The sequence below is a fragment of the Sphingomonas sp. CFBP 13706 genome (assembly GCF_014842355.1).
In the GTDB taxonomy this organism is placed as follows: domain Bacteria; phylum Pseudomonadota; class Alphaproteobacteria; order Sphingomonadales; family Sphingomonadaceae; genus Sphingomonas; species Sphingomonas aerolata.
The window spans coordinates 184,911-207,634 of sequence record NZ_JACYVM010000007.1 but is presented as its reverse complement, the minus strand read 5'-3'; the positions used below and the strand labels follow the sequence as shown (position 1 = coordinate 207,634).

General features: G+C 69.9%; 20 protein-coding genes and 1 tRNA gene. 19 read left to right on the top strand and 2 right to left on the bottom strand.

Features of this window, described 5'->3' with window-relative positions; all coding sequences use genetic code 11:
- The first annotated feature begins 304 nt into the window (after nt 1-304).
- The 3 genes from otsB to IFS44_RS14550 are packed head-to-tail and all read left to right on the top strand — an operon-like array spanning nt 305 to nt 4,271.
- Nucleotides 305-1,063, top strand: a complete 759-nt coding sequence (gene otsB, locus IFS44_RS14560) for a trehalose-phosphatase (RefSeq protein ID WP_192098943.1) — start codon at nt 305-307, stop codon at nt 1,061-1,063.
- A complete protein-coding gene (locus IFS44_RS14555; protein ID WP_244650321.1) occupies nt 1,060-2,886 on the top strand; it encodes a glycoside hydrolase family 15 protein in 1,827 nt (608 codons plus the stop codon). The genes otsB and IFS44_RS14555 overlap by 4 nt, the downstream gene beginning before the upstream one ends.
- Complete coding sequence (locus IFS44_RS14550; RefSeq protein WP_031394052.1) at nt 2,883-4,271, top strand: alpha,alpha-trehalose-phosphate synthase (UDP-forming); 1,389 nt, start codon at nt 2,883-2,885, stop codon at nt 4,269-4,271. The genes IFS44_RS14555 and IFS44_RS14550 overlap by 4 nt, the downstream gene beginning before the upstream one ends.
- 287 nt (nt 4,272-4,558) lie before the next feature.
- Here IFS44_RS14550 and IFS44_RS14545 read toward each other — a convergent pair whose 3' ends face one another.
- Nucleotides 4,559-5,644 (bottom strand): mechanosensitive ion channel family protein, encoded by a 1,086-nt coding sequence (locus tag IFS44_RS14545; protein WP_031394051.1) that lies wholly within the window; start codon nt 5,642-5,644, stop codon nt 4,559-4,561.
- Between the two features lie 261 nt (nt 5,645-5,905).
- On the opposite strand from IFS44_RS14545, the gene IFS44_RS14540 reads away from it, so the two are divergent.
- From IFS44_RS14540 to IFS44_RS14475, 14 genes are all read left to right on the top strand, one after another.
- Nucleotides 5,906-7,564, top strand: coding sequence for an MFS transporter (locus IFS44_RS14540; protein WP_031440138.1), 1,659 nt, complete (start codon nt 5,906-5,908; stop codon nt 7,562-7,564).
- Nucleotides 7,561-8,748 (top strand): HlyD family secretion protein, encoded by a 1,188-nt coding sequence (locus IFS44_RS14535; protein WP_192098942.1) that lies wholly within the window; start codon nt 7,561-7,563, stop codon nt 8,746-8,748. The genes IFS44_RS14540 and IFS44_RS14535 overlap by 4 nt, the downstream gene beginning before the upstream one ends.
- Nucleotides 8,749-9,017: 269 nt before the next feature.
- Nucleotides 9,018-10,430 carry an efflux transporter outer membrane subunit gene (locus IFS44_RS14530; protein WP_446740860.1) on the top strand — a complete coding sequence of 471 codons (1,413 nt, stop codon included), beginning with the start codon at nt 9,018-9,020 and terminating at the stop codon, nt 10,428-10,430.
- Nucleotides 10,431-10,525: 95 nt separating this feature from the next.
- A complete protein-coding gene (locus IFS44_RS14525; protein ID WP_192098941.1) occupies nt 10,526-11,233 on the top strand; it encodes a phosphocholine cytidylyltransferase family protein in 708 nt (235 codons plus the stop codon).
- A complete protein-coding gene (locus tag IFS44_RS14520) occupies nt 11,230-12,336 on the top strand; it encodes a hypothetical protein (RefSeq protein WP_192098940.1) in 1,107 nt (368 codons plus the stop codon). The genes IFS44_RS14525 and IFS44_RS14520 overlap by 4 nt, the downstream gene beginning before the upstream one ends.
- Nucleotides 12,337-12,383: 47 nt before the next feature.
- The gene (locus IFS44_RS14515) at nt 12,384-13,499 is read left to right on the top strand and encodes a CDP-alcohol phosphatidyltransferase family protein (RefSeq protein ID WP_192098939.1); all 1,116 of its coding nucleotides are present in this window, start codon (nt 12,384-12,386) and stop codon (nt 13,497-13,499) included.
- Between the two features lie 73 nt (nt 13,500-13,572).
- A complete protein-coding gene (locus IFS44_RS14510) occupies nt 13,573-14,901 on the top strand; it encodes a lipopolysaccharide biosynthesis protein (protein ID WP_192098938.1) in 1,329 nt (442 codons plus the stop codon).
- A gap of 95 nt (nt 14,902-14,996) precedes the next feature.
- Nucleotides 14,997-15,461 carry a DUF2141 domain-containing protein gene (locus IFS44_RS14505; RefSeq protein ID WP_056679741.1) on the top strand — a complete coding sequence of 155 codons (465 nt, stop codon included), beginning with the start codon at nt 14,997-14,999 and terminating at the stop codon, nt 15,459-15,461.
- 66 nt (nt 15,462-15,527) lie between these two features.
- A complete protein-coding gene (locus IFS44_RS14500) occupies nt 15,528-16,565 on the top strand; it encodes a diacylglycerol kinase family protein (protein ID WP_192098937.1) in 1,038 nt (345 codons plus the stop codon).
- Nucleotides 16,562-17,455: a hypothetical protein gene (locus IFS44_RS14495; protein ID WP_192098936.1), complete on the top strand. Its 894-nt coding sequence runs from the start codon at nt 16,562-16,564 to the stop codon at nt 17,453-17,455. The genes IFS44_RS14500 and IFS44_RS14495 overlap by 4 nt, the downstream gene beginning before the upstream one ends.
- Nucleotides 17,452-18,231: a nucleotidyltransferase family protein gene (locus IFS44_RS14490; protein WP_192098935.1), complete on the top strand. Its 780-nt coding sequence runs from the start codon at nt 17,452-17,454 to the stop codon at nt 18,229-18,231. The genes IFS44_RS14495 and IFS44_RS14490 overlap by 4 nt, the downstream gene beginning before the upstream one ends.
- Nucleotides 18,232-18,332: 101 nt before the next feature.
- The gene (gene dapB / locus IFS44_RS14485; RefSeq protein ID WP_166747166.1) at nt 18,333-19,061 is read left to right on the top strand and encodes a 4-hydroxy-tetrahydrodipicolinate reductase; all 729 of its coding nucleotides are present in this window, start codon (nt 18,333-18,335) and stop codon (nt 19,059-19,061) included.
- A gap of 4 nt (nt 19,062-19,065) precedes the next feature.
- Nucleotides 19,066-19,755 carry an endonuclease III gene (nth, locus tag IFS44_RS14480; RefSeq protein WP_192098934.1) on the top strand — a complete coding sequence of 230 codons (690 nt, stop codon included), beginning with the start codon at nt 19,066-19,068 and terminating at the stop codon, nt 19,753-19,755.
- A 23-nt stretch (nt 19,756-19,778) separates the two neighbouring features.
- A tRNA-Arg gene (locus tag IFS44_RS14475) sits at nt 19,779-19,855 on the top strand.
- A 30-nt stretch (nt 19,856-19,885) separates the two neighbouring features.
- Here IFS44_RS14475 and IFS44_RS14470 read toward each other — a convergent pair.
- Nucleotides 19,886-20,590 carry a dihydrofolate reductase family protein gene (locus tag IFS44_RS14470; RefSeq protein ID WP_192098933.1) on the bottom strand — a complete coding sequence of 235 codons (705 nt, stop codon included), beginning with the start codon at nt 20,588-20,590 and terminating at the stop codon, nt 19,886-19,888.
- Nucleotides 20,591-20,753: 163 nt separating this feature from the next.
- Here IFS44_RS14470 and IFS44_RS14465 point away from each other — a divergent pair, with 163 nt between their 5' ends.
- Together IFS44_RS14465 and IFS44_RS22795 are read left to right on the top strand one after the other, a co-directional pair.
- The gene (locus IFS44_RS14465) at nt 20,754-21,758 is read left to right on the top strand and encodes an SDR family oxidoreductase (RefSeq protein WP_192098962.1); all 1,005 of its coding nucleotides are present in this window, start codon (nt 20,754-20,756) and stop codon (nt 21,756-21,758) included.
- A 144-nt stretch (nt 21,759-21,902) separates the two neighbouring features.
- Nucleotides 21,903-22,703 carry a retroviral-like aspartic protease family protein gene (locus IFS44_RS22795; RefSeq protein WP_192098932.1) on the top strand — a complete coding sequence of 267 codons (801 nt, stop codon included), beginning with the start codon at nt 21,903-21,905 and terminating at the stop codon, nt 22,701-22,703.
- Nucleotides 22,704-22,724 lie beyond the last annotated feature (21 nt).

Sequence of the window (22,724 nt, the reverse complement as noted above, 5' to 3'; positions counted from 1 at the left end):
TGTGGGCGGGGGCGTGCGGCCGTGCGGCCATCCCTCTCCACCGTCATCCTGACGAAAGTCAGGATCCAGGGTAACACAGGGTGACGCTCGGGGCTCTGGATCCTGACTTTCGTCAGGATGACGGAGGGGTGGGGTGGCGCTCGTGGCTCTGGGTCCTGACTTTCGTCAGGATGACGGAGGAGGGGGTGACGGCCCCGAAGCATCGCCCCGAACCCCAACCCCTGCTATGACGGCAATCGAACCGCACCCGTTCCAATTTTGCACTGCAGCGGAACGGAGCGTCACAGCCGGGGGTTAGACGACCATGCTTGCCGAACGCCAGCCTGCGACTGAAGTCCTCGCACCCCCGCCGCACGTCCGCGACGACGCCAGCCTGTTCTTCGATTTCGATGGCACCCTGGTCGATCTGGCCCCGACCCCCGATGCGGTGGTCGTCGATGCCGGCCTGCTCGACCAGCTCGACCGGCTCGCCCTGCGCTTCCCGGCGCGCGTCGCGATCATCAGCGGGCGGTCGATCGCGCAGCTCGACGCGATGCTTGGCCAGCATGCGCGTCGGTTCGCGGTCGCGGGCAGTCACGGCGCGGAACGACGTACGCCCGAGGACGGCCATGTCGCCGCCGAGCGCCCCGCCTCGCTCGAAACCGCTGCCGAGGCGCTGCGCGCCTATGCCGAGGCGAACGCGCTGGTCTATGAGGCCAAGTCGCTCGGCGCCGGGCTGCATTACCGGATGGCGCCGGCGTTCGAGGCGGATGCGGTAAGCCTTGCCGAGGATCTTGCCCGCACGCACGGCCTGACGCTCCAGCGCGGCAAGATGATGGTCGAGCTGCGCACTCCCGGCGACAAGGGCGCAGCGCTGCGCGACCTGATCGCTGCACCCGCGCTGGTCGGCAGCCGCCCGTTCTTCTTCGGCGACGACGTCACCGACGAGGATGGTTTCGTCGCCGCGCATGCGCTGGGCGGTGCCGGGATCCTGATCGGCCCCGAACGCCCTACCGCCGCCACCTACCGCCTCGACGATGTCGCGGCCCTTCGCGGCTGGATTGCCGCCATATTGGAATCATGATGACCGCTACCCCGCTCGCCCCCCGCCCATTCGACAGCAACCCGACGCCGGACATGAACCTGTGGCCGATCGGCAATTGCCAGGTGTCCGCGCTGATCGACAGGACCGGCACGTTCGTCTGGGGTTGCGTGCCCCGCGTCGACGGCGACCCTGCCTTTTGCGCGCTGCTCGGTGGTGACGCCCCCGAGACGGGCCTGTGGGCGATCGAGCTCGAGGGCAGCGCGAAGACGACGCAGGCCTATATCCGCAACACCCCGATCCTCGTCACCCGGCACGAGGACGAGGCGGGTAACGCGGTCGAGGTCACCGATTTCTGCCCGCGCTTCGTGCGCGAGGGGCGGACCTATCGCCCGACCAGCTTCGTGCGGATGGTGAAGCCCGTCGCGGGCAGCCCGCGGATCCGCATCCGCCTGCGCGTCGCAACCAACTGGGGCCAGCCGACCACGCATACGCAGGGGTCGAACCATATCCGGTTCCTGATGGACGACCAGACGCTGCGGCTGACCACCGACGCGCCGGTCGGGCATATCGTCGGCGAGCGCTGGTTCCGGCTCGAACGGCCGATGCACCTGTTCCTGGGGCCCGACGAGAGCTTTGCCGGCGTGCTGCACGAGGCGGCCGAGGCGATGCTGACGCGGACCAAGGACGAATGGCGCCACTGGGTACGTGGGCTCGCGACCCCGGTCGAATGGCAGGACGTCGTCATCCGCGCGGCGATCACGCTGAAGCTGTGCCAGCACGAGGAGACCGGCGCGATCGTCGCCGCGCTCACCACCTCGATCCCCGAACATGCGGGGTCGGAGCGCAACTGGGATTACCGCTATTGCTGGATCCGCGACGCCTATTACACGGTGCAGGCGCTCAACCGGCTCGGTGCGCTCGACGTGCTCGAAGGGTATCTCGAATATCTGCGCAACATCGTCGATGCGTCGAAGGGCGGGCATGTCCAGCCGCTCTACGGCGTCGGCGGCGAGGCGACGCTGGTCGAACGCGTCGCGCCTGCGCTGCCGGGCTATCGCGGCATGGGTCCAGTCCGCGTCGGCAACCAGGCCTATGAGCAGATCCAGCACGATGCGTACGGCCAGATCATCCTGTCCGACGTCCAGGCGTTCTTCGACCAGCGGCTGTTCCGCATGTCGAGCAACGAGGATTTCAAGAGCCTCGAGCTCGTCGGCGACCGTGCCTGGGAGACCTATGACAAGCCCGATGCGGGGCTGTGGGAGCTGCGCACCAAGGCGCATGTCCACACCTATTCCGCGGCGATGTGCTGGGCGGCGTGCGACCGGCTCGCCAATGCGGCGGGGGTGCTCGGGCTCGAGGATCGCCGGACCTTCTGGAACGCGCGCGCGGACACGATCCGCAAGACGATCGAGACCTCGGCGTGGCGCGAGGAGACTCAGCGCATCTCCGCGACGTTCGGCGGCGACGATCTCGACGCGAGCCTGATCCAGCTGCTCGACCTGCGCTTCTTCGCGCCCGACGATCCGCGCTTCCAGTCGACGCTGAAGGCGGTCGAGGAGGGTCTGCGGCGCGGCAGCCACATGCTGCGCTATGCGACCGAGGATGATTTCGGCCTGCCGCACACCGCGTTCAACGTCTGCACCTTCTGGCTGATCGAGGCGCTGCACGCGACCGGCCGCACAGCCGATGCGTGCGCGCTGTTTGCCGAGATGGTCGCGCGGCGCACGCCCGCGGGGCTGCTGTCCGAGGATATCGACCCCAATACCGGCGAGCTGTGGGGCAATTATCCGCAAACCTATTCACTGGTGGGGCTGATCAACTGCGCCGTCCTCCTCAGCAAACCCTGGAGCGCCGTACGATGAGTCGCCTGGTCGTCATTTCGAATCGCGTGCAATCGGTCGATGCGCCGTCGGGCAACCAGGGCGGCCTCGCGGTCGCGCTGCTCGCCGCCTTGCGCGAAAAGGGCGGGGTCTGGTTCGGCTGGTCGGGCGCGACCACCGAGACCTTTACCGGCCATATCAACTTCCAGCAGGGCAAGGGCGTCACCACCGCGACGATCGACCTGGAGGAACAGGATTTCGACGAATATTATAACGGCTATGCGAACCGCACGCTGTGGCCGCTGTTCCATTACCGGATCGACCTGACCGAGTTCGAACGCGATTTCTCCAGCGGCTATGCGCGGGTGAACAAGCGCTTTGCCGAGACGGTGTTGCCGCTGATCGAGCCCGACGATCTCGTCTGGGTGCATGATTATCATCACGTGCCGCTGGGGCGCGAGCTGCGCAAGCTGGGGGTCGAGAACAAGATCGGCTTCTTCCTCCACATCCCCTGGCCGCCCATGGCCATGCTGCTGTCGCTGCCGAGCCACCGCGCGCTCGTCGAATCGATGTTCGCGTACGATGTGGTCGGGTTCCAGACGCAGGACTGGCTCGACAGCTTTTTGCATTACGTCACCAGCCAGCTCGACGGCGTGGTCGGCGAGGATGGCTGGGTGACGGTCGGCGACCGGACGATCAAGGCGATCACGACGCCGATCGGGATCGAGACCGCGGATTTCGAGAAGTCCGCGAGCAGCGACACCGCGCGCCATGCGAAGGAGCGGATGTACATGTCGGCGACCGGGCGCAGCCTGATCGTCGGGGTCGACCGGCTCGATTATTCGAAGGGGCTGGCCGAACGCTTCTCGGGCTATGAGCGGTTCCTGGCGTCGCACCCGGATCACCGCGGGCTGGTCTACATGCTCCAGATCGCGCCGCCCTCCCGCGAGAAGGTCGACACCTATCAGGAGATCCGCGCGAACCTCGATTCGATGTCGGGGCGGATCAACGGCGAATTCTCGGACATCGACTGGACGCCGATCCGCTACGTCAACCAGGGCTTTCCGCGCGACGTGCTGGCGGGGATCTACCGCGCGGCGCGGGTCGGGCTGGTGACGCCGCTTCGCGACGGGATGAATCTGGTCGCGAAGGAATATGTCGCGGCGCAGGATCCCGAGGATCCCGGCGTGCTGATCCTGTCGCAGTTCGCAGGCGCGGCGGCGCAGCTGTCGGATGCGGTGCTGGTCAATCCGTACAGCCCGGAGGAAATGTCCGACGCGATCGCCCGCGCGCTGAAGATGCCGCTGGCGGAGCGCAAGGCGCGCTGGGAGAAGCTGATCGACAATGTCCGCAAGGAGGACGTGATGTGGTGGTGCGAACTGTTCATCACCGCGCTTGAAGATGCGCCGGAGCATGTCGAGGCGTAACGACACTTAGCCCTGTCTAACCTCGGCAACTAGCCCCCGTCCCGTCATCCCCGCGCAGGCGGGGATCCAGACTGGCTACCCCTGCGAGTTCACACCATGGCCAGCCAATATGGATCCCCGCCTCCGCGGGGATGACGGCTTGGGTTGGGATGGCGCCGAGCGGTGACGTGTTCTCCCCAAGACCCGTCATCTCGATGACCTTCAGGACCGAGAGCCATACAGTGCAGCGCCCGTGACCCTGGGCCCTGACTTTCGTCAGGGTGACGGGTGCCCACGCCGCGCCCGCGTTACGACGCGGTGCCGCGGACCGGGTCGGGGGCCATCAGCAGGCGCCCGCGGGGCATCGCCTCGGGCATTTCCGCCGTGATATACGCCAGCATCGCCTCGCGGACGTCGCAGCGCAGGTCGAACGCGACGGAGGCGTTCTTGGCGGTCATCAGCGCGCGGAGTTCGACCGCGTCCGCCTTCATGTCCGTGACCTGCAGGTTGAAGAACCGGCCGTCCCAGCGCGGATTGGCCTTCACCACCTCGGCGAGCTTTTCGCGCAGCCGCGGCACGTCGGTCGACGGATCGACATACCAGAAGACCGAGCCCATCAGCTGGCTGGTCTCGCGCGTCCAGTTCTGGAAGCTCTGCTCGAGGAACTTCGACACCGGCACGACGAGGCGGCGCTCGTCCCAGATCTTGATGACGACGAAGGTCAGGTTGATCTGTTCGACGCGGCCCCATTCGCCGTCGACGATCAGCACGTCGTCGAGCCGGATCGGTTCGGTGAACGCCATCTGCACGCCGGCGATCAGGTTCTTGAGCGCGGGCTGGGCGGCGGCACCGACGACGAGGCCGGCGATACCCGCCGAGGCCATCAGCGTGACGCCGATCGAACGGATGCCGGGGACGCTGAGCAGCATCAGGCAGACGCTGATGAAGATGATGAAGAAGGTGCCGATCCGGCCGAGGATCGCCGCGCGCGTCCGCTTGCGCCGCGCGCGCAGATTGTCCTCGACGGTGATGTCCGAGCGGATCTCGATCACGTCCTGGAACGCGCGCAGGGCCGCGACCGCGAGCCAGCCGAGCAAAGCGGGAACGAGGAAGCCGAGCAGCTGCTTCCACAATTCCTCGATATCGTCGTCCATCGGCAGGATCCGCGCGACGAACGCGACGCTGACCGCGACGAACACCGCGCGCAACGGCCGGCGGACGCGCGCGAGGACGAGGCCGTCGGTCTTGGCGGTCGACCGCCGCTGCGCATGGCCGGCGATCCGCATCGTCAGCCAGTGCGCGACCAGCGCGAAGAGCACCGCCGCGGAGACCACGGCGACGCTTTCCAGCCAGACCCATTCGGGCGGTATGTGGAGCGATCTGAATATGCGCATGACAGCGCAACGGTGCGGGTGCGGGGATGTTCCGCTGCGGTGCAGCATGGGGGGGGGACATCCACCACGATGGCGACCACCCCGGCGGAGGCCGGGGCCCAGTTGGAGAGGTCGCAGTAATGGAGGGCGGCCCGCTGTTACCGCCGTCCCCCAACTGGGCCCCGGCCTTCGCCGGGGTGGTGTTTTTCCTGGGAAAATCGCTCGCCGCGACCCGTCTTCCCGGATGACGTGCCCCCGTGATCATGCCACAAGACAGCGACCATGATCGCTCGGAGAATCAGACGCTTCCTGAGCGAGGAAGACTGGACGTTCGCCCCGCACGAACTGCCCGTCCTCCCCGGCTCACCGGGCTCGCCCGCGCATCCGCGGCATCGCCAGATCGCCTATGCGCTGATCGGCATCCTGCTCGGACTGACGGTCGGCTTTGGCAATGCGCTTATCAGTGCGAACACCTACACGTTGCAGGGTGCGCTCGGGCTCGATCCGGCAGAGATCGCGTGGCTGCCGACGGTCTATGTGATGACCAACGTCAGCATCAACCTGCTGATGATCAAGTTCCGCGCGCAGTTCGGGCTTAGGCCCTTCGCGCTGATCTTCCTCACGCTCTACGTGCTGGTGACGCTCGCGCATCTGTTCGTGCACGGGTTCGCCACCGCGATCGCGGTGCGGGCGATCAGCGGGATGGCGGGGGCCGCGCTCAGCAGCCTGTGCCTCTATTATGTGATGCAGTCGCTGCCCGCGAAATGGCGGCTGAAGGCGGTCGTGCTCGGCATCGGCATCCCGCAATGCGCGACGCCGCTCGCGCGGCTGTTCTCGCCCGATCTGCTCGCCATGTCGCAGTGGCGGACCCTGTATTTGTTCGAGCTGGGTCTCGCGCTCCTGTCGCTCGCCGCGGTCGCGGCGCTGCGGCTGCCGCCGACGACGCGGAGCAAGGCGTTCGAGCCGCTCGACTTCCTCACCTTCGTGCTGTTCGCGGGGTCGACCGCGCTGTTCGCCGCGGTGCTCGGGCTCGGGCGGATCCTGTGGTGGACCAATGCGCCGTGGATCGGCTGGGCGCTGATCGTCGCGATCCCGATGTTCGCCGCCGCGATCGTCGTCGAGCATCACCGCGTCAATCCGCTGCTCAACACCCGCTGGCTCGGCAGCGCGGATATCTTGCGCTTCACGGTCGTCATCGTGATGGCGCGGATCGTGCTGTCCGAACAGACCTATGCCGCGGTCGGCCTGCTGACCGTGCTGGGGCAGAACAACGACCAGCTCATCCCCTTCTTCCTGATCATCTTCGTCGCCTCGGTCGCGGGCGTGATCGCGAGCGCGGTGACGCTCGACGTCGAGCGGCTCGGCCATCCGATCATGCTCGCGATCGGGCTGGTCGCGGTGGCGGCGTGGTTCGACTCCTATGCGACCAGCCTGACGCGCGCGCCGCAGATGTACGTGACGCAGGCGATCATCGGCTTCTCCGCGACCTTCTTCCTCGGCCCCGCGTTGCTGTTCGGGATGACGCGGGCGCTGAAGGAGGGTGCGGGCCACATCATCAGCTTCATCGCGCTGTTCGGGATCATCAACTCGCTCGGCGGGCTCGGCGGGACCGCATTGCTCGGCAGCTATCAGGTGGTCCGCGAGAAGGCGAACAGCGCGGCGCTGGTCCAGCAGATCTCGCCGACCGACCCGATCGTCGCGCAGCGCATCGCCGCGGGCGGCGCCGCGGTCGGCCGGGTGATCGTCGACCCGACGCTGCGCAGCGCGGAAGGCGCGGCGATTCTGTCGCAGACCACGACGCGCGAAGCAAACGTGCTTGCCTATGCCGACGTCTTCCGCTTGGTCGCGATTCTCGCCGGAGGGACGTTCGGGTATCTCGTCTTCCTGATGGTGCGACGCCAACGACGCGAACGCCGTGCGCGACTTGAGAGGACGACATGACCGACGCCCGCAGCCCGGTGGCAGAAGGACCCGCGACGGAGGAGAAACAGGCGGAGACGGCCGCCGCCCCTACGGCCGCGCCTGCGCCTGCCCCCGCCGCGACGCCCGCCACCCCGGTCGGCTCGGGCTGGCGACCGCAGCCGCCGAGCCCGCGCGTCATCGGCGTCATCGTCCTGCTCGTGATCGCGGGCGTCTGCGCGGTGCTCGCGGCGTGGCGGCTGCCGCCGTTCGCGACGAGCTACCAGTCGACCGACAATGCCTATGTCCGCGGCCGCACCACGGTGATCAGCCCGCAGGTCAGCGGCTATGTGACTGAGGTGCTCGTCCGCGACTTCGCCGATGTGAAGGCGGGCGATCCGCTGGTGAAGATCGACGACCGCATCTATCGCCAGCGGATCGACCAGGCGCAGGCACAGGTCGACGCGCAGGCGGCGACGCTGTCGAACAGCCTGCAGACCGCGCGCAGCCGTCAGGCGAGCCTTGCCGCGCAGGACGCCGCGGTCGCCAATGCCGCGGCGCAGCTGATGCGCGCACAGGCGGACATGGCGCGCGTCAACGACCTCGTCACCGACGGCTCGGTCAGTCTGCGCGAACGCGACCAGACGCTCGCCGCGCTCCGCCAGGCGGAGGCGCAGGTCCAGCAGGCCAAGGCCGCGCGCGAGATTGCCCGGCAGGACATCCGCACCGTCGAGGTCGGACGCGGCGGCCAGGAGGCGGGGGTCTCGGGCGCGGAGGCGGCGCGCCAGCTCGCGCGGATCGACCTTGCCAACACGGTGATCCGCGCGCCCGAGACAGGGCGGCTGAGCGAGGTCGGCGTCCGGCTCGGCCAATATGTGACCGCGGGGTCGCAGCTGATGTTCCTTGTGCCGCCCGAAACCTGGGTGATCGCGAACTTCAAGGAGGCGCAGACCGCGCGGATGGCGGTCGGCCAGCCCGCGTCGTTCACCGTCGACGGGCTCGCGAACGAACGGCTGACCGGGCGCGTCGAGCGGATCTCGCCCGCGGCCGGCTCGGAATTCGCGGTGCTGAAGGCGGACAATGCGACAGGCAACTTCACCAAGGTGCCGCAGCGGATCGCGGTGCGCATCCGCGTCGATCCGGGCCAGCCGCTGAGCGCGCGGTTGCGGCCGGGGATGTCGGTGCAGGCGCGGGTCGATACCGCCGGCGGGCCGGGGCCGCGGTGATGCCGCGACCCTCCTACGGCGCCTGTTCTCCCGCGAAGGCGGGAGCCCAGACTGGGTCCCCGCCTTCGCGGGGAAACATTTTTGGGGAGGCGGCTGCGCCGACCCACGCCGCCGCCCCAACCAAAACAGCTACCGCTGCGAGTACTTCCTCCCCGGCGGAGGCCGGGGCCCAGTTGGGGGACGGCGATAACGGAGCGCTGTCCGCCGTTACTGTGGCCTTCCCAACTGGGCCCCGGCCTTCGCCGTGGTGGTCGCGTGTGTGGCGGGGCGTGCGGACGTGGCGGAGGATAGAGGCATGGCAGATCGCCACCACCCTCCCCCTCGCGCTGCTCGCCACCGCGTGTATCGGCCCCCGCCCCGAGGCGCCTGCCGCGACCGCGGTTGCCCCACCCCCCGCGTGGCGGACCGCGCTGGGGCCGGGTACGCCGATCCGGGCGGACTGGTGGAGCGCGTTCGGGGATCCGGTGCTGACGCAGCTGGTCGGGCGGGCGCTCGCCAACAGCCCCGATCTCGGCGCCGCCGCGGCGCGGATCGACGAGGCGCGCGCCGCCGCGCGGCTGGCACGGGCGCAGCAGACGCCGCTGGTCAACGGATCCGCGCCCGGCACCACCGGGCAGACGGTCGGCGCGCTCGGCACGCCGATTGATGCGATCGGCGCGCAGCCCGCGGTCAGCATCAGCTATGATCTCGACCTGTTCGGCCGGCTGCGCCAGGCGAGCCGCGCGGCACAGGCGCAGTTGCTCGCGAGCGAAGCGTCGCGCGACACTGTCCACCTCGCGATCGCGAGCAGCGTCGCGACCGGCTACATCACGTTGCGTGCGCTCGACCAGCGGCTCGCGGTCGCGCGCCAGACGCTCGACGCGCGCGCCGAGGGGCTGCGCATCGCCCGCCGCCGCGCCGAGACCGGCTACACCTCGAACCTCGAGCTGCGGCAGGCCGAGGCGGAATATCACGCCACCGAACAGCTCGTCCCCGCCGCCGAACTGTCGATCAGCCGCCAGGAAAACGCGCTGAGCCTGCTGCTCGGCGATGTCCCCGGGCCGATCCCGCGCGGCCTGCCGCTCGACCGGCTCGCCGCGCCCGCAATCCCCGACGGGCTGCCCGCCGACCTGCTCCGCCGCCGGCCAGACCTGTATCAGGCGGAGCAGACGCTGGTCGCAACCGACCGCTCGCTTGACAGCGCGCGCGCGGCGATGCTGCCCAATCTCGCGCTTACCGGATCGGCGGGCGTCGTGCTGTCGAGTGCGCTCGCCGACCCGATCGCGGTGTTCTCGATCGGCGCGAGCGTGCTCAGCCCGATCTTCGACGGCGGGCGGCTGGGGGCGCAGGCGGATGCCGCGACCGCACGCCGCGACCAGGCGGCGTTCGCCTATCGCCGGACCGCGCTCCAGGCGTTCCGCGAGGTCGACGACAGCCTTGCGGGCGTCCGCCGCTCGGGCGAACAGGCCAATGCGTTCGCGGCACAGCGCGATGCGCTCGCGGGCGCGCTGCGCAACGCGTCGAACCGCTACCGCGCGGGCTATTCGGCCTATATCGACCAGCTCGATGCGCAGCGCGGGCTGCTGACCGCGGAGCTGTCGCTGGTCCAGGCACGCGCGGACCGGCTGACGGCCTATGTGACGCTCTACCAGGCGATGGGCGGCGGCTGGTCGCGCGACGATGCGGCGATCGTGCAGCGCTGAGGAGGGTTACGCAGGGCGCCGCCTGCGGCCCTGCCCCCGCATCCTCACGCGAAGACCTGCATTTTCCTGCCACAGTTGATGCATAAGCGGGTCCCATGAAGGCCATCATCCTTGCTGCGGGCCACGGATCGCGGCTCCTGCCGCTGACGCTCAGCACGCCGAAATGCCTGGTGCAGGTCGGCGGGCGGGCGATCCTCGATTCGCAGCTCGACGCGGTCGCGGCGGCGGGGTTCGATGGTGCGGTGATCGTCGGCGGCTACCGTATCGACCAGATCGCCGCGCATCTGGCCGGGCGGCGCGGCGATCCGCCGACGACGCTGGTCTTCAACCCCTTCTGGTCGGTCGCCAACAGCATCGGCAGCGTCTGGGCGGCGCGCGCGCATCTGGGCGCCGCGTTCGCGCTGATGAACGGCGACACGCTGTTCGACGCCGCGATCCTGCAGGCGGCGCGCGCCGAGCCCGCACCTGGCGTGACCCTGGTGGTCGAGCCGCTCCACGAACCCGGCCTCGACGACATGCTGGTCGAGGCGGAGGGCGAGCGGGTGATCGCGGTCGGCAAGCATCTGGTCGGGCATCAGGCGACCGACCGGTCGCTCGGGCTGATCCTGTCGGGCGGCGGCACCGCCTATGCCGACGCGCTGCGCGCAGTGATCGGCGAGGACGAGGGGATCCATGCCTATCACCACGCGGTCGTCCGCCGCGTCGCCGAAGGCGCCGGCGTCCGCGCACTGCGGATCCCCGCCGGCGCGCGCTGGCAGGAGATCGACCGGCCCGAAGACATCGCGCATTGGCAGGCGTCATGACCCGCAAGGTCGCGTTCCTGTTCCTCGGCGAGACGCTGCTGATCCCGCATCTCTATCCAATCGTCGAGGCGCTCGCCGCCGCCGAGCCGACGCTGCCGATCGAGCTGTGGGTCAGCACCTCGGTCCACGAGACGCTGCTTGCACGCTGGAGCACGGGGCTTGGGCAGGTCACGATCCGGCGCGCACCGGGGTTTCGCGCGCTGCCCGACCATGCCGAGGGCGACAATCCGCCGCTGCCGCCCAAGCTGCCCACGCTGTTCCGCCTCCTGCCGCATCTGCTGCGCACGCCGGTGGTGGTGTGCGCCGAACAGACGAGCCTGTGGCTGCCCGCGACGCTGCCGCTGCGGACGCGGTTCATCGATACGTTCCACGGTGCGGGGTCGATGATGGCGCGCGGGCACTGGCGGCGGCGCGCGGGCTGGCGCACGCTGGTTGCGGCCGAGCGCGACCGGCAGGCGCTGATCGACGGCGGCGACGCGCCCGAGCGGATCGTCACCACCGGCTATGTGAAGGCCGCATTCCGCCAGCGCACCCCCGCCGCGCGGCTGTTCGCCGATCCGCGGCCGGTGATCCTCTACACCCCGCACTGGCAGGCGCACCGTTCGTCCTGGTGGCGCTGGGGGCCCGAGGTGGTCGAGCGGATCCTCGCCGACGGGCGCTACAATCTGATCTTCGCGCCGCACCAGCGGCTGGTCGAGCGCGCGCCCGAGCTGCGCGGCTTCGTCGCCGGACTCGCCGGCCGCGCGGGCGTGCATGCCGATCTCGACAGCTTCGCGATGGTCGATGGCAGCTACACCGCCGCCGCCGACCTGTATCTCGGCGACACGTCGAGCCAGGTGGTCGAATATATGATGCGCCCGCGGCCGTGCGTGTTCCTGAACGCGCTGGGGGCCGACTGGGTGGACGATCCCTCTTATGCGATGTGGGGCGCGGGCGCGGTGGTCGACGGCCTCGACGCGCTGATCCCGGCGATCGACGCCGCACCGACGCTGCATCCCGGATATCGGGATTTCCAGACGCGGTTCGTCGAGACCGCACTGGGCGACGTGTCGGGCGGCGCGCCCGCGCGCGCGGCGCAGGCGGTGCTCGCCGCGCTGCGCTGAACCAGCCCGGGCTCGCAATCCGCGCGCAATCGGCTATCGGGCAGCGGATGCAAGACATGCCAGCACTCGTGCCCCTGGGCGACAATCCGACCCTGCTCTGGGGGATGCGCAACGACGAGCGGCTGCGTCGGATCGGCGTGGCGCAGGGCTTTGCCGGCAGCGACGCGGCGGACGGCCCGGCGATCCTCGCCAACATGGCGTTCGCGTTCGACCCCGTCTGGACCGCGCATCTGAAGACGCGCCCCGGCACCGTGATGACGCGCGCGGGCGTTCCCGTGCTGGCGCATGTCCGGACCGCGGAGGAGCGCGCGCGGGTCGCCGCGGCGATGCACGCGGACGCAACCCTCGACGCCGCCAGCGGGCTGACGCTCATCGCCGCCGAGTCGGACGAGGGGATCCTCAACGAGGCGCTGCGCAAACGCGAAAAGCCGTTTGCCGAACGGCTCGTCCCCGCCGCGGTCCCCGCGATCGAGCGGGCGAGCTATGTCGGGGCGTACAAGGGCGTCACCGACCTGCTGACCAAATATCTCTGGCCCGAATGGGCGCTGGCGATCACCCGGGTCTGCGCGCGCGCGGGGATCACGCCGAACCAGGTCACCGCGATGGGATCGGTGCTGTGCATCGTCGCGACGATCGCCTTCTGGTATGGCTGGTTCTGGACCGGGCTTGCCACCGGGCTCGTCTTCATGGTGCTCGACACCGTCGACGGAAAGCTCGCGCGCTGCACGATCACCGCGTCGAAGCTCGGCAATGCATGGGATCACGGCGTCGACCTGGTCCATCCGCCCTTCTGGTGGTGGGCCTGGGCGGCGGGCTGCGCGCCCTATGGCCGGCCACTCGACGATGCGACCTTCTGGGCGGTGATCGGCACGATGCTGTTCGGCTATGTCGCGCAGCGGCTGATCGAGGGGGCGTTCATCGTCCGGTTCGGGATGCACATCCATGTCTGGGAACGCTTCGACAGCTGGTTCCGGCTGATCACCGCGCGGCGCAACCCGAACATGGTGATCCTGTTCGCGGGGCTGGTCGTGACGCGGCCCGACTGGGGGATCATCGGCGTGGCGGCGTGGACCGCGATCTCGCTGGTCGTCCATCTCGTCCGGCTGTTCCAGGCGATGGCGCGGCGCGCGAAGAGCGACGCGATCACCAGCTGGCTCGCCTGAGCGCGTCGCACGCCCCGACCCGCCAGCCGCGACTTGCCGCACCGCACCGCGCGCTTTAGGGGCCGCAGGGCGCATGACCCAGGCCCCCGCCCCTTCCCCCACGACCAAGGATTTCGGTGGCGTGCTGCGTTCGGCGGCGCGCAACCTGGGCTGGCTGCTCGCGAGCCGCAGCGTGCTGGCGATCCTGTCGCTCTTCTATCTCGGCTTTGCGACGCGGACATTGGGGGTCGTCGATTTCGGCCGGTTCGCGCTGATCACCGGCGCGGTCCAGGCGCTGACGACGTTCGTCGGGTTCCAGACGTGGCAGATCATCGTCCAGTACGGCGTCCAGCCGCTCCACGATGGTGACAGCCCGCGGCTCGCGCGGCTGTTCCGGCTGGCGGCGCGGCTCGATCTGTCGAGCGCGATCCTCGGCGCGCTGCTGACGATCGGCATCCTGCAGATCTGGGCGAACGCGTTCGGCATCCCGCGCGACCTGATGCACTACACGCTGGTCTTCGCGGTGATCCAGCTGCTGACGATCCGCTCGACCCCGCTCGGCATCCTGCGGCTGCGCGACAAATTCTCGCTCTCCGCACTCGCCGACAGCATGACGCCGGTGATCCGCTTCGTCGGCGCGGGCGCGGCGATGCTGTTCGACCCGACGATCCGCGGCTTCATGATCGCCTGGGCCGCAGCCGAGCTGGTCACCGCGGCGACCTACTGGATCATGGTCTGGCGCAGCGGCGACTTCGCACTGCTGCTGGGCGGGCGCAGCGGCTGGCGCGCGCTGGTCGCGGAGAATCCCGGCGTGGTGAAGTTCGCGCTGAGCACCAACGCCAGCGCGACGCTCGGCCTGTCGAGCAAGCAGATCCCGCTGCTGCTCGTCGGTGCGTCGATCGGCCCGGCCGCGGCGGGCGCGTTCCGGCTGGCGGCGCAGGTCGCGCAGGCGCTCGCCAAATTGTCGCAGCTCCTGTCGCGCGCCGCCTTCCCCGAGATCGTCCGCGCGGTGCGGACCGCGGCGCCCGAGCGGCTGCGCGACATCCTGGTGCGGACGATGCTGGCGAGCAGCGCAGCGGCGCTCGCGATCCTCGCGGTCGTCGCGCTGATCGGCGAACCGATGCTGAAACTGGTCGGCGGCAAGTCGTTCGGCAGCGCCTATCCGGTGCTGTTGTGGCTCGCGGCGGCGGGGTGTTTCGACCTCGCGACCGTCAGCCTCGACACCGTGCTGACCGCGGTCAACCGTGCGGGAACGGTGTTCGCGATCCGCGTCGTGGGCGTCGTCCTGCTGTTCATCGGCGCGTTCGCCTTGATGCCGCTCTATGGTTCGTCCGGGGTGGCGATGGGCGTCGCGATCGGCTCGGTCGCGGTCGCGATCCTGCTCGGCTTTGCTGCGGCGAATCTGACGCGCAGCCGTCCCTGAGGGCGGCACGCCCCGCCGCGGTCGATAAAGCGCGGGTTCACAGAGCCGACGTCATTGGCCTCCAAATTGCCGTTATGCGATTGCAAGGGTCCCCCATGACGAATCTGCCTCTCCTGCTCGCGCTCGCCGCGGGTGCAACGCTCGCCTCGACGTCCGCGGCTGCCGCGGAGACGTGCGTCGGCACGCCCGGGAACGGCGCGGCCAAGCTCGTGCTCGAGGCGACCACGCTGCACAATGCGGTCGGCGAGGTCGCGTTCACCGTCTATCCCGACGACAAGGGCCGGTTCCTGTCCAAGGGCGGCAAGCTGGCGCGCGCGCGCGTGTCCGCCGCGCAGCCGCATGCCTGTTTCTGGCTGAAGCCCGGTTATTACGCGATCGCGCAATATCATGACGAGAACAGCGACCATGATTTCAACCGCACGCTGTTCCTGCCCAAGGAGGGGTTTGGATTTTCGAACGACGCCCCCACATCGGTCGGCCTGCCCTCCTTCGCGTCGGCGCGGGTGGCGCTGCCGGCCGGGGGGACGGTCGTGCGGATGAAGATGCGGTATCGGCGCTAGCGTCGATCAAGGGCAGACGTGCCATAAAAATGTAGCGATACTAGCCTGCGACAGGTAGCCAAGAGTGTGAGCGACGCCGTTTCCAATTTCCAGGCCTTTGATGGCGTGCCGTTTCCAGCGGCCAGACGCGGCGCGGCACCGGACGTGACCGCGCGCAGTGCCGCGTCGCAGATCCGCACCGGGATCATCTGCAACCCCAAGAGCCACCGCAACCGCAGCAGCGTCGAGGCGACGCGGCCGTTCGTGTCGGGAACGGTGCTGGCGGTCACGCCGCGGACCCAGGCCGAACTGGCCGAGGTGCTGACCGATTTCGCGCAGCACGGGATCGAGCTGCTGGTGATCGACGGCGGCGACGGCACGATCCGCGACGTGCTGACCGCGGCGGCGACGGTGTGGACCGGCGCGATGCCGCGCGTCGCGATCGTCCCGTCGGGCAAGACCAACGCGCTCGCGCTCGATCTGGGCATTCCCGATCACTGGACGCTCGACCAGGCGCTCGCCGCGGCGCGCGACGGCGCGAGCATCGTCCGTCGCCCGGTCGAGGTCGAACGCGCCGGCACCGGCCAGAAACTCCGCGGCTTCCTGTTCGGCGCGGGCGCGTTCGTCGAGGCGACCGGGCTGGCGCAGCGCGCGCACCGCGCGGGCGCGTTCAAGGGGTTCGCGGTCGGCGTCGCGCTGAGCTGGGCGATCGTCCAGACCTTGTTCGGTCGCGCATCGGGCATGTGGCGCGCGGGCAACCGGATGCACGTCCGCTACGATGCCGCCGCCGATGCCGGCCGGGTCGCGGACACCGACACGCATCGCTACATCCTGCTCGCCTCGACGCTGACGCGGATGCCGCTGGGCGTCCAGCCGTTCGGGGCGGCGCGCGACGGGCTGAAGACGCTGCTGGTCGATGCGCCGCCGCGCTGGCCCGCCGCCGCCGCACCGCTGATCGTCGCGGGGTCGCCGGCCAAATGGCTCGACCGGGCGGGCTATCACCGGATTGATACGCCCGCGCTCGACGTGACGATGGAGGCGGGCTTCATCCTCGACGGCGAAGTCTATCCGGGCGGCGCGCTGACGATCCGCCAGGCGGCGCCGATCAGCTTCGTCGTTCCGTGAGCGCGACGCTCGGCGCGCTGGTGCGCGACCAGCTCGCCACGCCGGTGATCCCCGCGGTGCGGCACGTCGCCGAGGCGCTCGCGGCGACGCCCGGCGCGGTCGGCATCCTGTTCTACGGCTCGAACCTGCGGACCGGCGCGACCGAGGGGGTGCTCGACTTCTACGTGCTGACCGCGGGTGCGCCCGAACGCGGCATCTGGCCGACCGTCAGCTACCGCGAGTTCGACGAGGCCGGCGAGACGCTGCGCGCGAAGATCGCGACGATGCGGCTGTCGACCTTCGCCAAGGCGGCGGACGCGGGGACGCTCGACACGACGATCTGGACGCGGTTCGTCCAGCCCTGTGCGCTGGTCTGGTCGCGCGACGAGGCGACGACCGCGCGGATCGCCGAGGCGATCGCTGCCGCCGCACGCTCCGCCGCGCGGTTCGCCGCCGCGCTCGGCCCCGAGACGGGCACCTCGCGCGACTATTGGCGGGCGCTGTTCCGCCAGACCTATGCCGCCGAATTCCGCGTCGAAAAGGGCGGGCGCGAGGATCAGATCATCGGCTTCGACCCCGACCGCTATGACCGGCTGCTCCCGCTCGCCTGGGCGGCGGACGGGATCGCCGTGACGACCGAGGGCGCGGCGCTGCGCCCTGCCCTGCCGGCCGCACGCCGCGCCGCGGTGCTGCGCGCGTGGCGGCTGCGGCGGCGCGCGGGCAAGCCGATCAACATCGCCCGGCTGATGCGCGCCGCCTTCACCTTCGACGGCGCCGCGCGTTACGGCGCGTGGAAGATCGAGCGGCACACCGGGATCGCCGTGCCGCTGTCGCCCTGGGCCGAACGGCATCCGATCCTCGCCGCGCCCGGCGTGCTGTGGCGCGTCTGGCGCGCGCGGCAGGCGGCATGACGGACGCCGTGACCCGTGGCCGCGCGCCGTTCAACGCGCTGATCCTCGCCGGGTCGCGCGGCGGCGTCGATCCGCTCGCGGCCTATGCGGGCGTCGCGCACAAGGCGCTGATCCTGCTGGAGGGGCGGACCTTGCTCGCGCGGGTCGCGGACGCACTGCGCGAGGCCGGCGCGGGCGTGATCGCGGTATCGGTATCGGACGACGCGGTGCGCGATCATGCGGTCGCGCTGGGGCTGCGGGTGCTCGACGCCGCGAGCGGTCCGAGTCTGAGCGTCGGCGACGGGATCGCCACGCTCGGCACCCCGCTGCTCGTCACCACCGCGGATCATGCGCTGCTCCGGCCCGAATGGATCACGCGGTTCCAGGCCGACATTCCTGCCAACGCCGATGTCGCGGTGCTGCTCGCGCGCCGCGACGTGGTCGAGGCGGCGGCGCCGGGGACGCGGCGCACCTATCTCCGCTTCGCCGATGGCGGCTGGTCGGGGTGCAACCTGTTCCGCTTCGCCACCCCCAGGTCGATCGCCGCGATCGATCTGTGGCGGCAGGTCGAGGCGGATCGCAAGCGGCCGTGGCGGATCGTCCGCCGGCTCGGCCCGGGGCTGTTGCTGCGCTATGCGCTGGGCCGGCTGACGCTGGGCGATGCGATCGCGCATCTCGGGCGCAAGGCGGGGCTGGTCGCGGCAGCGGTCGCGACGCCGTACGGGCTGGCCGCGGTCGATGTCGACAAGCCCGCCGATCTCGACCTCGTCCGATCGCTCCCGCCCGTCCCGCGATAACGCTATCGCGCGGATTTGGGGTCTATTCGCGACCCCCCGCTTCGTGCGAAAGCGCGCGCATGATTGCACCGACCTCGCCTCCGTCCGCCCCCCGGGCCCGCATGACCGCGATCGGCATCTATGGCAGCGCCGGCCGGATGGGCCGCGCGATCACCGACGCGATCGAGAGCGCGGGCGCGACGCTCGCGGGCGGCGTCGATGCCGGCGACGACCCCAGCCCGCTCGCGGCAGCCGCCGACGTGCTGGTCGACTTCTCGACCCCCTCGGCAATCGAGGCGCATCTCGCCGCCGCGCGCGCGGCGGGCACCGCGCTCGTCATCGGCACGACCGGCCTGACCCCGCAGCACCAGTCGCTGATCGACGCGGCGGCCGCCGACATCGCGATCCTCCAGACCGGCAACACCTCGCTCGGCGTCACGCTGCTCGGCATCCTGGTGCGCGAGGCGGCGGCGCGGCTCGGCCCCGACTGGGACGTCGAGATCGTCGAGATGCATCACCGCCACAAGGTCGACGCGCCCTCGGGCACAGCACTCCTGCTCGGCGAGGCCGCCGCACGCGGGCGCGATTCGACGCTCGCCGAGCTGCGCGTCGACAGCCGCGCCGGGCTGGTCGGCGCACGCAGCGAGGGGACGATCGGATTCGCGTCGCTGCGCGGCGGATCGGTGATCGGCGACCACAGCGTGATCTTCGCGGGCGAAGGCGAGCGGATCGAGCTCAACCACCGCGGCGACGATCGCAGCATCTTCGCGCGCGGTGCGGTGCGCGCCGCGCTCTGGCTCGCCGACCAGCCCGCCGGCCGCTACCGGATGGGCGACGTGCTGGGGCTTTGAGCCAGTGAAGAAGGCCGACGTCGTCGACTTCTATGCGCGGCTGGCCGAGGCCGATCCGCATCCCGAGACCGAGCTCGAATTCGTCAATCCCTACACGCTCGTCGTCGCGGTCGCGCTGTCCGCGCAGGCGACCGACATCGGCGTCAACAAGGCGACGCGCGCGCTCTTCCGCATCGCCGACACCCCGCAGGCGATGCTCGCGCTCGGGCTCGACGCGCTGAAGGACCACATCAAGACGATCGGCCTGTACAACACCAAGGCCAAGAACGTCATCGCGCTGTCGCAGATGCTCGTCGACGAATATGACGGCGTCGTCCCGAACGACCGCGCCGCGCTCGAACGCCTGCCAGGCGTCGGCCGCAAGACCGCCAATGTCGTGCTCAACGTGGCGTTCGGCGCAGAGACCTTCGCGGTCGACACACACATCTTCCGCGTCGGCAACCGCACCGGCCTCGCGCGCGGCAAGACCCCGCTCGCGGTCGAAATGAAGCTCGACGCGGCCACCCCCCAGCCCTTCCGCCTCCACGCGCATCACTGGCTGATCCTGCACGGCCGCTATGTCTGCAAGGCGCGCACCCCCGAATGCTGGCGCTGCCTCGTCGCGGACCTGTGCGCGTTCAAGCCCAAGACTCCGCCGCCCAAGCTCGCCGCCAAGATCGGCGCGGCCAAGAAAATGGCTGGCGCACCCGACTAGGCTTTGCTACGCGCACGCCTCAGGCACCCGTAGCTCAGCTGGATAGAGCGCTGCCCTCCGAAGGCAGAGGCCACTGGTTCGAATCCAGTCGGGTGCACCAATTCCGTTCCGCTATGTACGCCGACTGCGCTTAGCCGACCGCCTCCACCCGGTACCGCAAATTGACCGCCCCGGCGGCCAGGTGTTCGCATCCGAGCAGTGACAGCGTCACCTTGCCCTTCAGGCCGTCGCCCGCCGCGACGATCCGCTCCGCATCGGTGCCGCCGTCGAGTGCGGGTGCGATGACGAGGTTGAGTTCGTCGACCAGACCGGCGGCGAGGAACGAGCCGTTGATGCCGGCGCCGCCTTCGAGCAGCAATGTTTCGATGCCGAGTTCGCGCCGCAACGTTGTTAGCGCACCGGCGAGGTCGATCTCGTCGCTGTCCGACACGAGGTAGGACACGCCATTGGCGGCGAGCTCGGCGAGATGGGCGTCGCTCACCCCGCGTCCGAGCAGCACGACGACAGGGTCGCCGCCGATGTCGGGCCCGGCGAAGCGGATCTTGCCGGCGCGATCGAGCGTGATCGCGAAGGACGCGGCATCGTGCGCCTGGAACAGCGACGGTCGCGCGGGCGCGTCCGCCGTCGTCGGCGCACGCGGCTCTCCCTTCGCCATCTCCGCCATGGTGACGCGTCCGACGATCCAGCCATCGGCGTCGAGGCGCTCGTGCAGCGACTCATAGGCGCGCGTCCAGGCCTTGGCGGTGCCATCCGGGCTGTCGGTGTAGCGGCTGGGATGCAGGCCACCATCGACCGACGCGGTCATGAGGCAGATGATGCGGGGGCGGTCGGCCATGGTGGGATACTCGCGGATGCAGATCGGGGATGAACGCCGCTCGGCATCCGCGGTTTCCGCGGTATCGGGCCGGATGACCGCGCCGATGGAACGGTCCGCGCCGCGGTTCGTCGAGCAGGGACAAGCACGCCGGCGACCCCGACCCACCGACAAGGATCCGATCATGAGCAACGGTGAAACCTCCCGCCGCAGCATGCTGGGCAGTGCCGCCATCGGCCTTGCCGCCGCGGCCGCGCCGGGCATGGCGCGGGTGCAATCGACCGAGACCTCCGCCACCGGGCCCGCCCCCAGCCTGCGCGACCCGCGCAATGCGTACACCCGCACCCCCTTTCCCGAGCAGCGCCAGGCTTGGCCCGCGCTCGCAAGCAAGATGACCCCCCGCCCCGATCATGGCGAGCAGAGCTATCGCGGCAGCGGCAAGCTGGTCGGTCGCAAGGCGCTGCTCACCGGTGGCGACAGCGGCATCGGGCGCGCCGCCGCGATCGCCTTTGCGCGCGAGGGCGCGGACGTCGCGATCAACTATTATCCCAGCGAGGAGCCGGACGCGCGCGAGGTCGCCGACCTGATCCGGCAGGCGGGTCGCAAGGCGGTGCTGCTGCCCGCCGACATCCGCACGCAAAAGGCCTGCGAGGATACCGTCAAAAAAGCGATCGCGCAGCTCGGCGGTCTCGATATCCTCGTCAACAATGCCGCCTATCAGCAGTCCAAGGCGGACATCATGGAGATCAGCGACGAACAGTTCGTCCGCACCTATGAAACCAACGTGTTCCACGTCTTCCGCTTTTCGAAGGCCGCGATCCCCGCGATGCCGCCGGGTTCGGTGATCATCAACACGATCTCGCAGAACGCCTATGATCCGAATGACGACCTGATCGACTATGCCTCGACCAAGGCGGCGATCCAGAATCTGACGCGCGGCATGGCCAAGCAGCTCGCCAAGAAGGGCATCCGCGTCAACGCCGTGTCGCCCGGCCCGATCTGGACACCGCTTCAGGTCGCGGGCGGGCAGCTGCCGGGCAAGATGCACGAATTCGGCCAGGACACGCCGCTCGGCCGCGCGGGGCAGCCGTCCGAACTCGCGATATTGTTCGTCGCGCTGGCATCCGGCGAGGCGAGCTACTCGACCGGGACCGCGGTCGGCGCGCATGGCGGTGCGGGCTTCCCCTGATCCCGGACCGCGCCCACGTCGCCAAGCGCCACGGACATCGACCGCAGCACGTCCTGCCGCGCTAACCAACTGTAAACACACTGCCGCTAGGGTTCCTTTGATCCTCCGGGACGGATGTCCGTGGACGAGGAAAAGAGGACTGCCGTGGGCATCAGAGCAACCGTCCGCGCAGGGGCACTCGCGATCGCGCTGGCGTCCGCGCTGACCGCTACCGCTACCGCTGCCACCGCGCAGGTCCGCGTAGCGATCGGTGGGCAGATCCAGGATGTCCCGGCGAACACCGTGCGCACCGTCACCACGATCAATGGTCGGACGCGCATCGTCGACACCGCCTGGCGCGGCGGCACGGCGACGCCGGGCATGGCGGTGATCACCACGACCGAGACGACCGACGAGGACGACGAGGGCCATATATTGTCGCGCACCGTCGTCACCTGCATCGAGCCGCAGCGGACGATGGTCGCCGCGGTGAGCTATGCGCCGCCACCCGCCCCCCGCATCGAGATCGACCCCGCCGACCTCGACGAGCCGGTCACCTTCGGACAGCCGCATGTCCTGCGGATCAATCGCGATCCCTGGGGCGGGCATTTCGTCGCGGCGATGATGGTCAACGGCGTCCGCATCCGTGCGATCGTCGACACCGGCGCGGCCTACACCATCCTGTCGGCGGACGATGCGCGCGCGACAGGGGCCGACCGTGCCGTGCAGCGCGAGGAAACCGCGATCGGTATCGGCGGCTATACCCGGCTCGGCGTCGCGCGTGTCGCCTCGGTCGAGATCGGCGGGCAGAGTCTGGGCCGGATGGCGATGCGCATCGGCCAGCGCGGCATGCCCTATACGCTGCTCGGCCAGCCCGAGATCGCGCGGCTGGGACGCGTCACGATCGAGGACGGGGTGATGACGATCACGCCGCGCGCGCTGACGACGCAGCTCGCGATGCGCTGAGTCCCGGGCCACGCGCTGGCC

Excerpts from the sequence above, each read along its gene's own strand:
- IFS44_RS14545 (WP_031394051.1), bottom strand. The coding sequence starts at position 5,644 with ATGCGCATATTCAGATCGCTCCACATACCGCCCGAATGGGTCTGGCTG.
- IFS44_RS14520 (WP_192098940.1), top strand. The coding sequence starts at position 11,230 with ATGACCCGCAAGGTCGCGTTCCTGTTCCTCGGCGAGACGCTGCTGATC.
- IFS44_RS14465 (WP_192098962.1), top strand. The coding sequence starts at position 20,754 with ATGAGCAACGGTGAAACCTCCCGCCGCAGCATGCTGGGCAGTGCCGCC.
- IFS44_RS14515 (WP_192098939.1), top strand. The coding sequence starts at position 12,384 with ATGCAAGACATGCCAGCACTCGTGCCCCTGGGCGACAATCCGACCCTG.
- dapB (WP_166747166.1), top strand. The coding sequence starts at position 18,333 with ATGACCGCGATCGGCATCTATGGCAGCGCCGGCCGGATGGGCCGCGCG.
- IFS44_RS14555 (WP_244650321.1), top strand. The coding sequence starts at position 1,060 with ATGATGACCGCTACCCCGCTCGCCCCCCGCCCATTCGACAGCAACCCG.
- otsB (WP_192098943.1), top strand. The coding sequence starts at position 305 with ATGCTTGCCGAACGCCAGCCTGCGACTGAAGTCCTCGCACCCCCGCCG.
- IFS44_RS14470 (WP_192098933.1), bottom strand. The coding sequence starts at position 20,590 with ATGGCCGACCGCCCCCGCATCATCTGCCTCATGACCGCGTCGGTCGAT.
- IFS44_RS14540 (WP_031440138.1), top strand. The coding sequence starts at position 5,906 with ATGATCGCTCGGAGAATCAGACGCTTCCTGAGCGAGGAAGACTGGACG.
- IFS44_RS14490 (WP_192098935.1), top strand. The coding sequence starts at position 17,452 with ATGACGGACGCCGTGACCCGTGGCCGCGCGCCGTTCAACGCGCTGATC.
- IFS44_RS14535 (WP_192098942.1), top strand. The coding sequence starts at position 7,561 with ATGACCGACGCCCGCAGCCCGGTGGCAGAAGGACCCGCGACGGAGGAG.
- IFS44_RS14505 (WP_056679741.1), top strand. The coding sequence starts at position 14,997 with ATGACGAATCTGCCTCTCCTGCTCGCGCTCGCCGCGGGTGCAACGCTC.
- IFS44_RS14550 (WP_031394052.1), top strand. The coding sequence starts at position 2,883 with ATGAGTCGCCTGGTCGTCATTTCGAATCGCGTGCAATCGGTCGATGCG.
- IFS44_RS14525 (WP_192098941.1), top strand. The coding sequence starts at position 10,526 with ATGAAGGCCATCATCCTTGCTGCGGGCCACGGATCGCGGCTCCTGCCG.
- IFS44_RS14510 (WP_192098938.1), top strand. The coding sequence starts at position 13,573 with ATGACCCAGGCCCCCGCCCCTTCCCCCACGACCAAGGATTTCGGTGGC.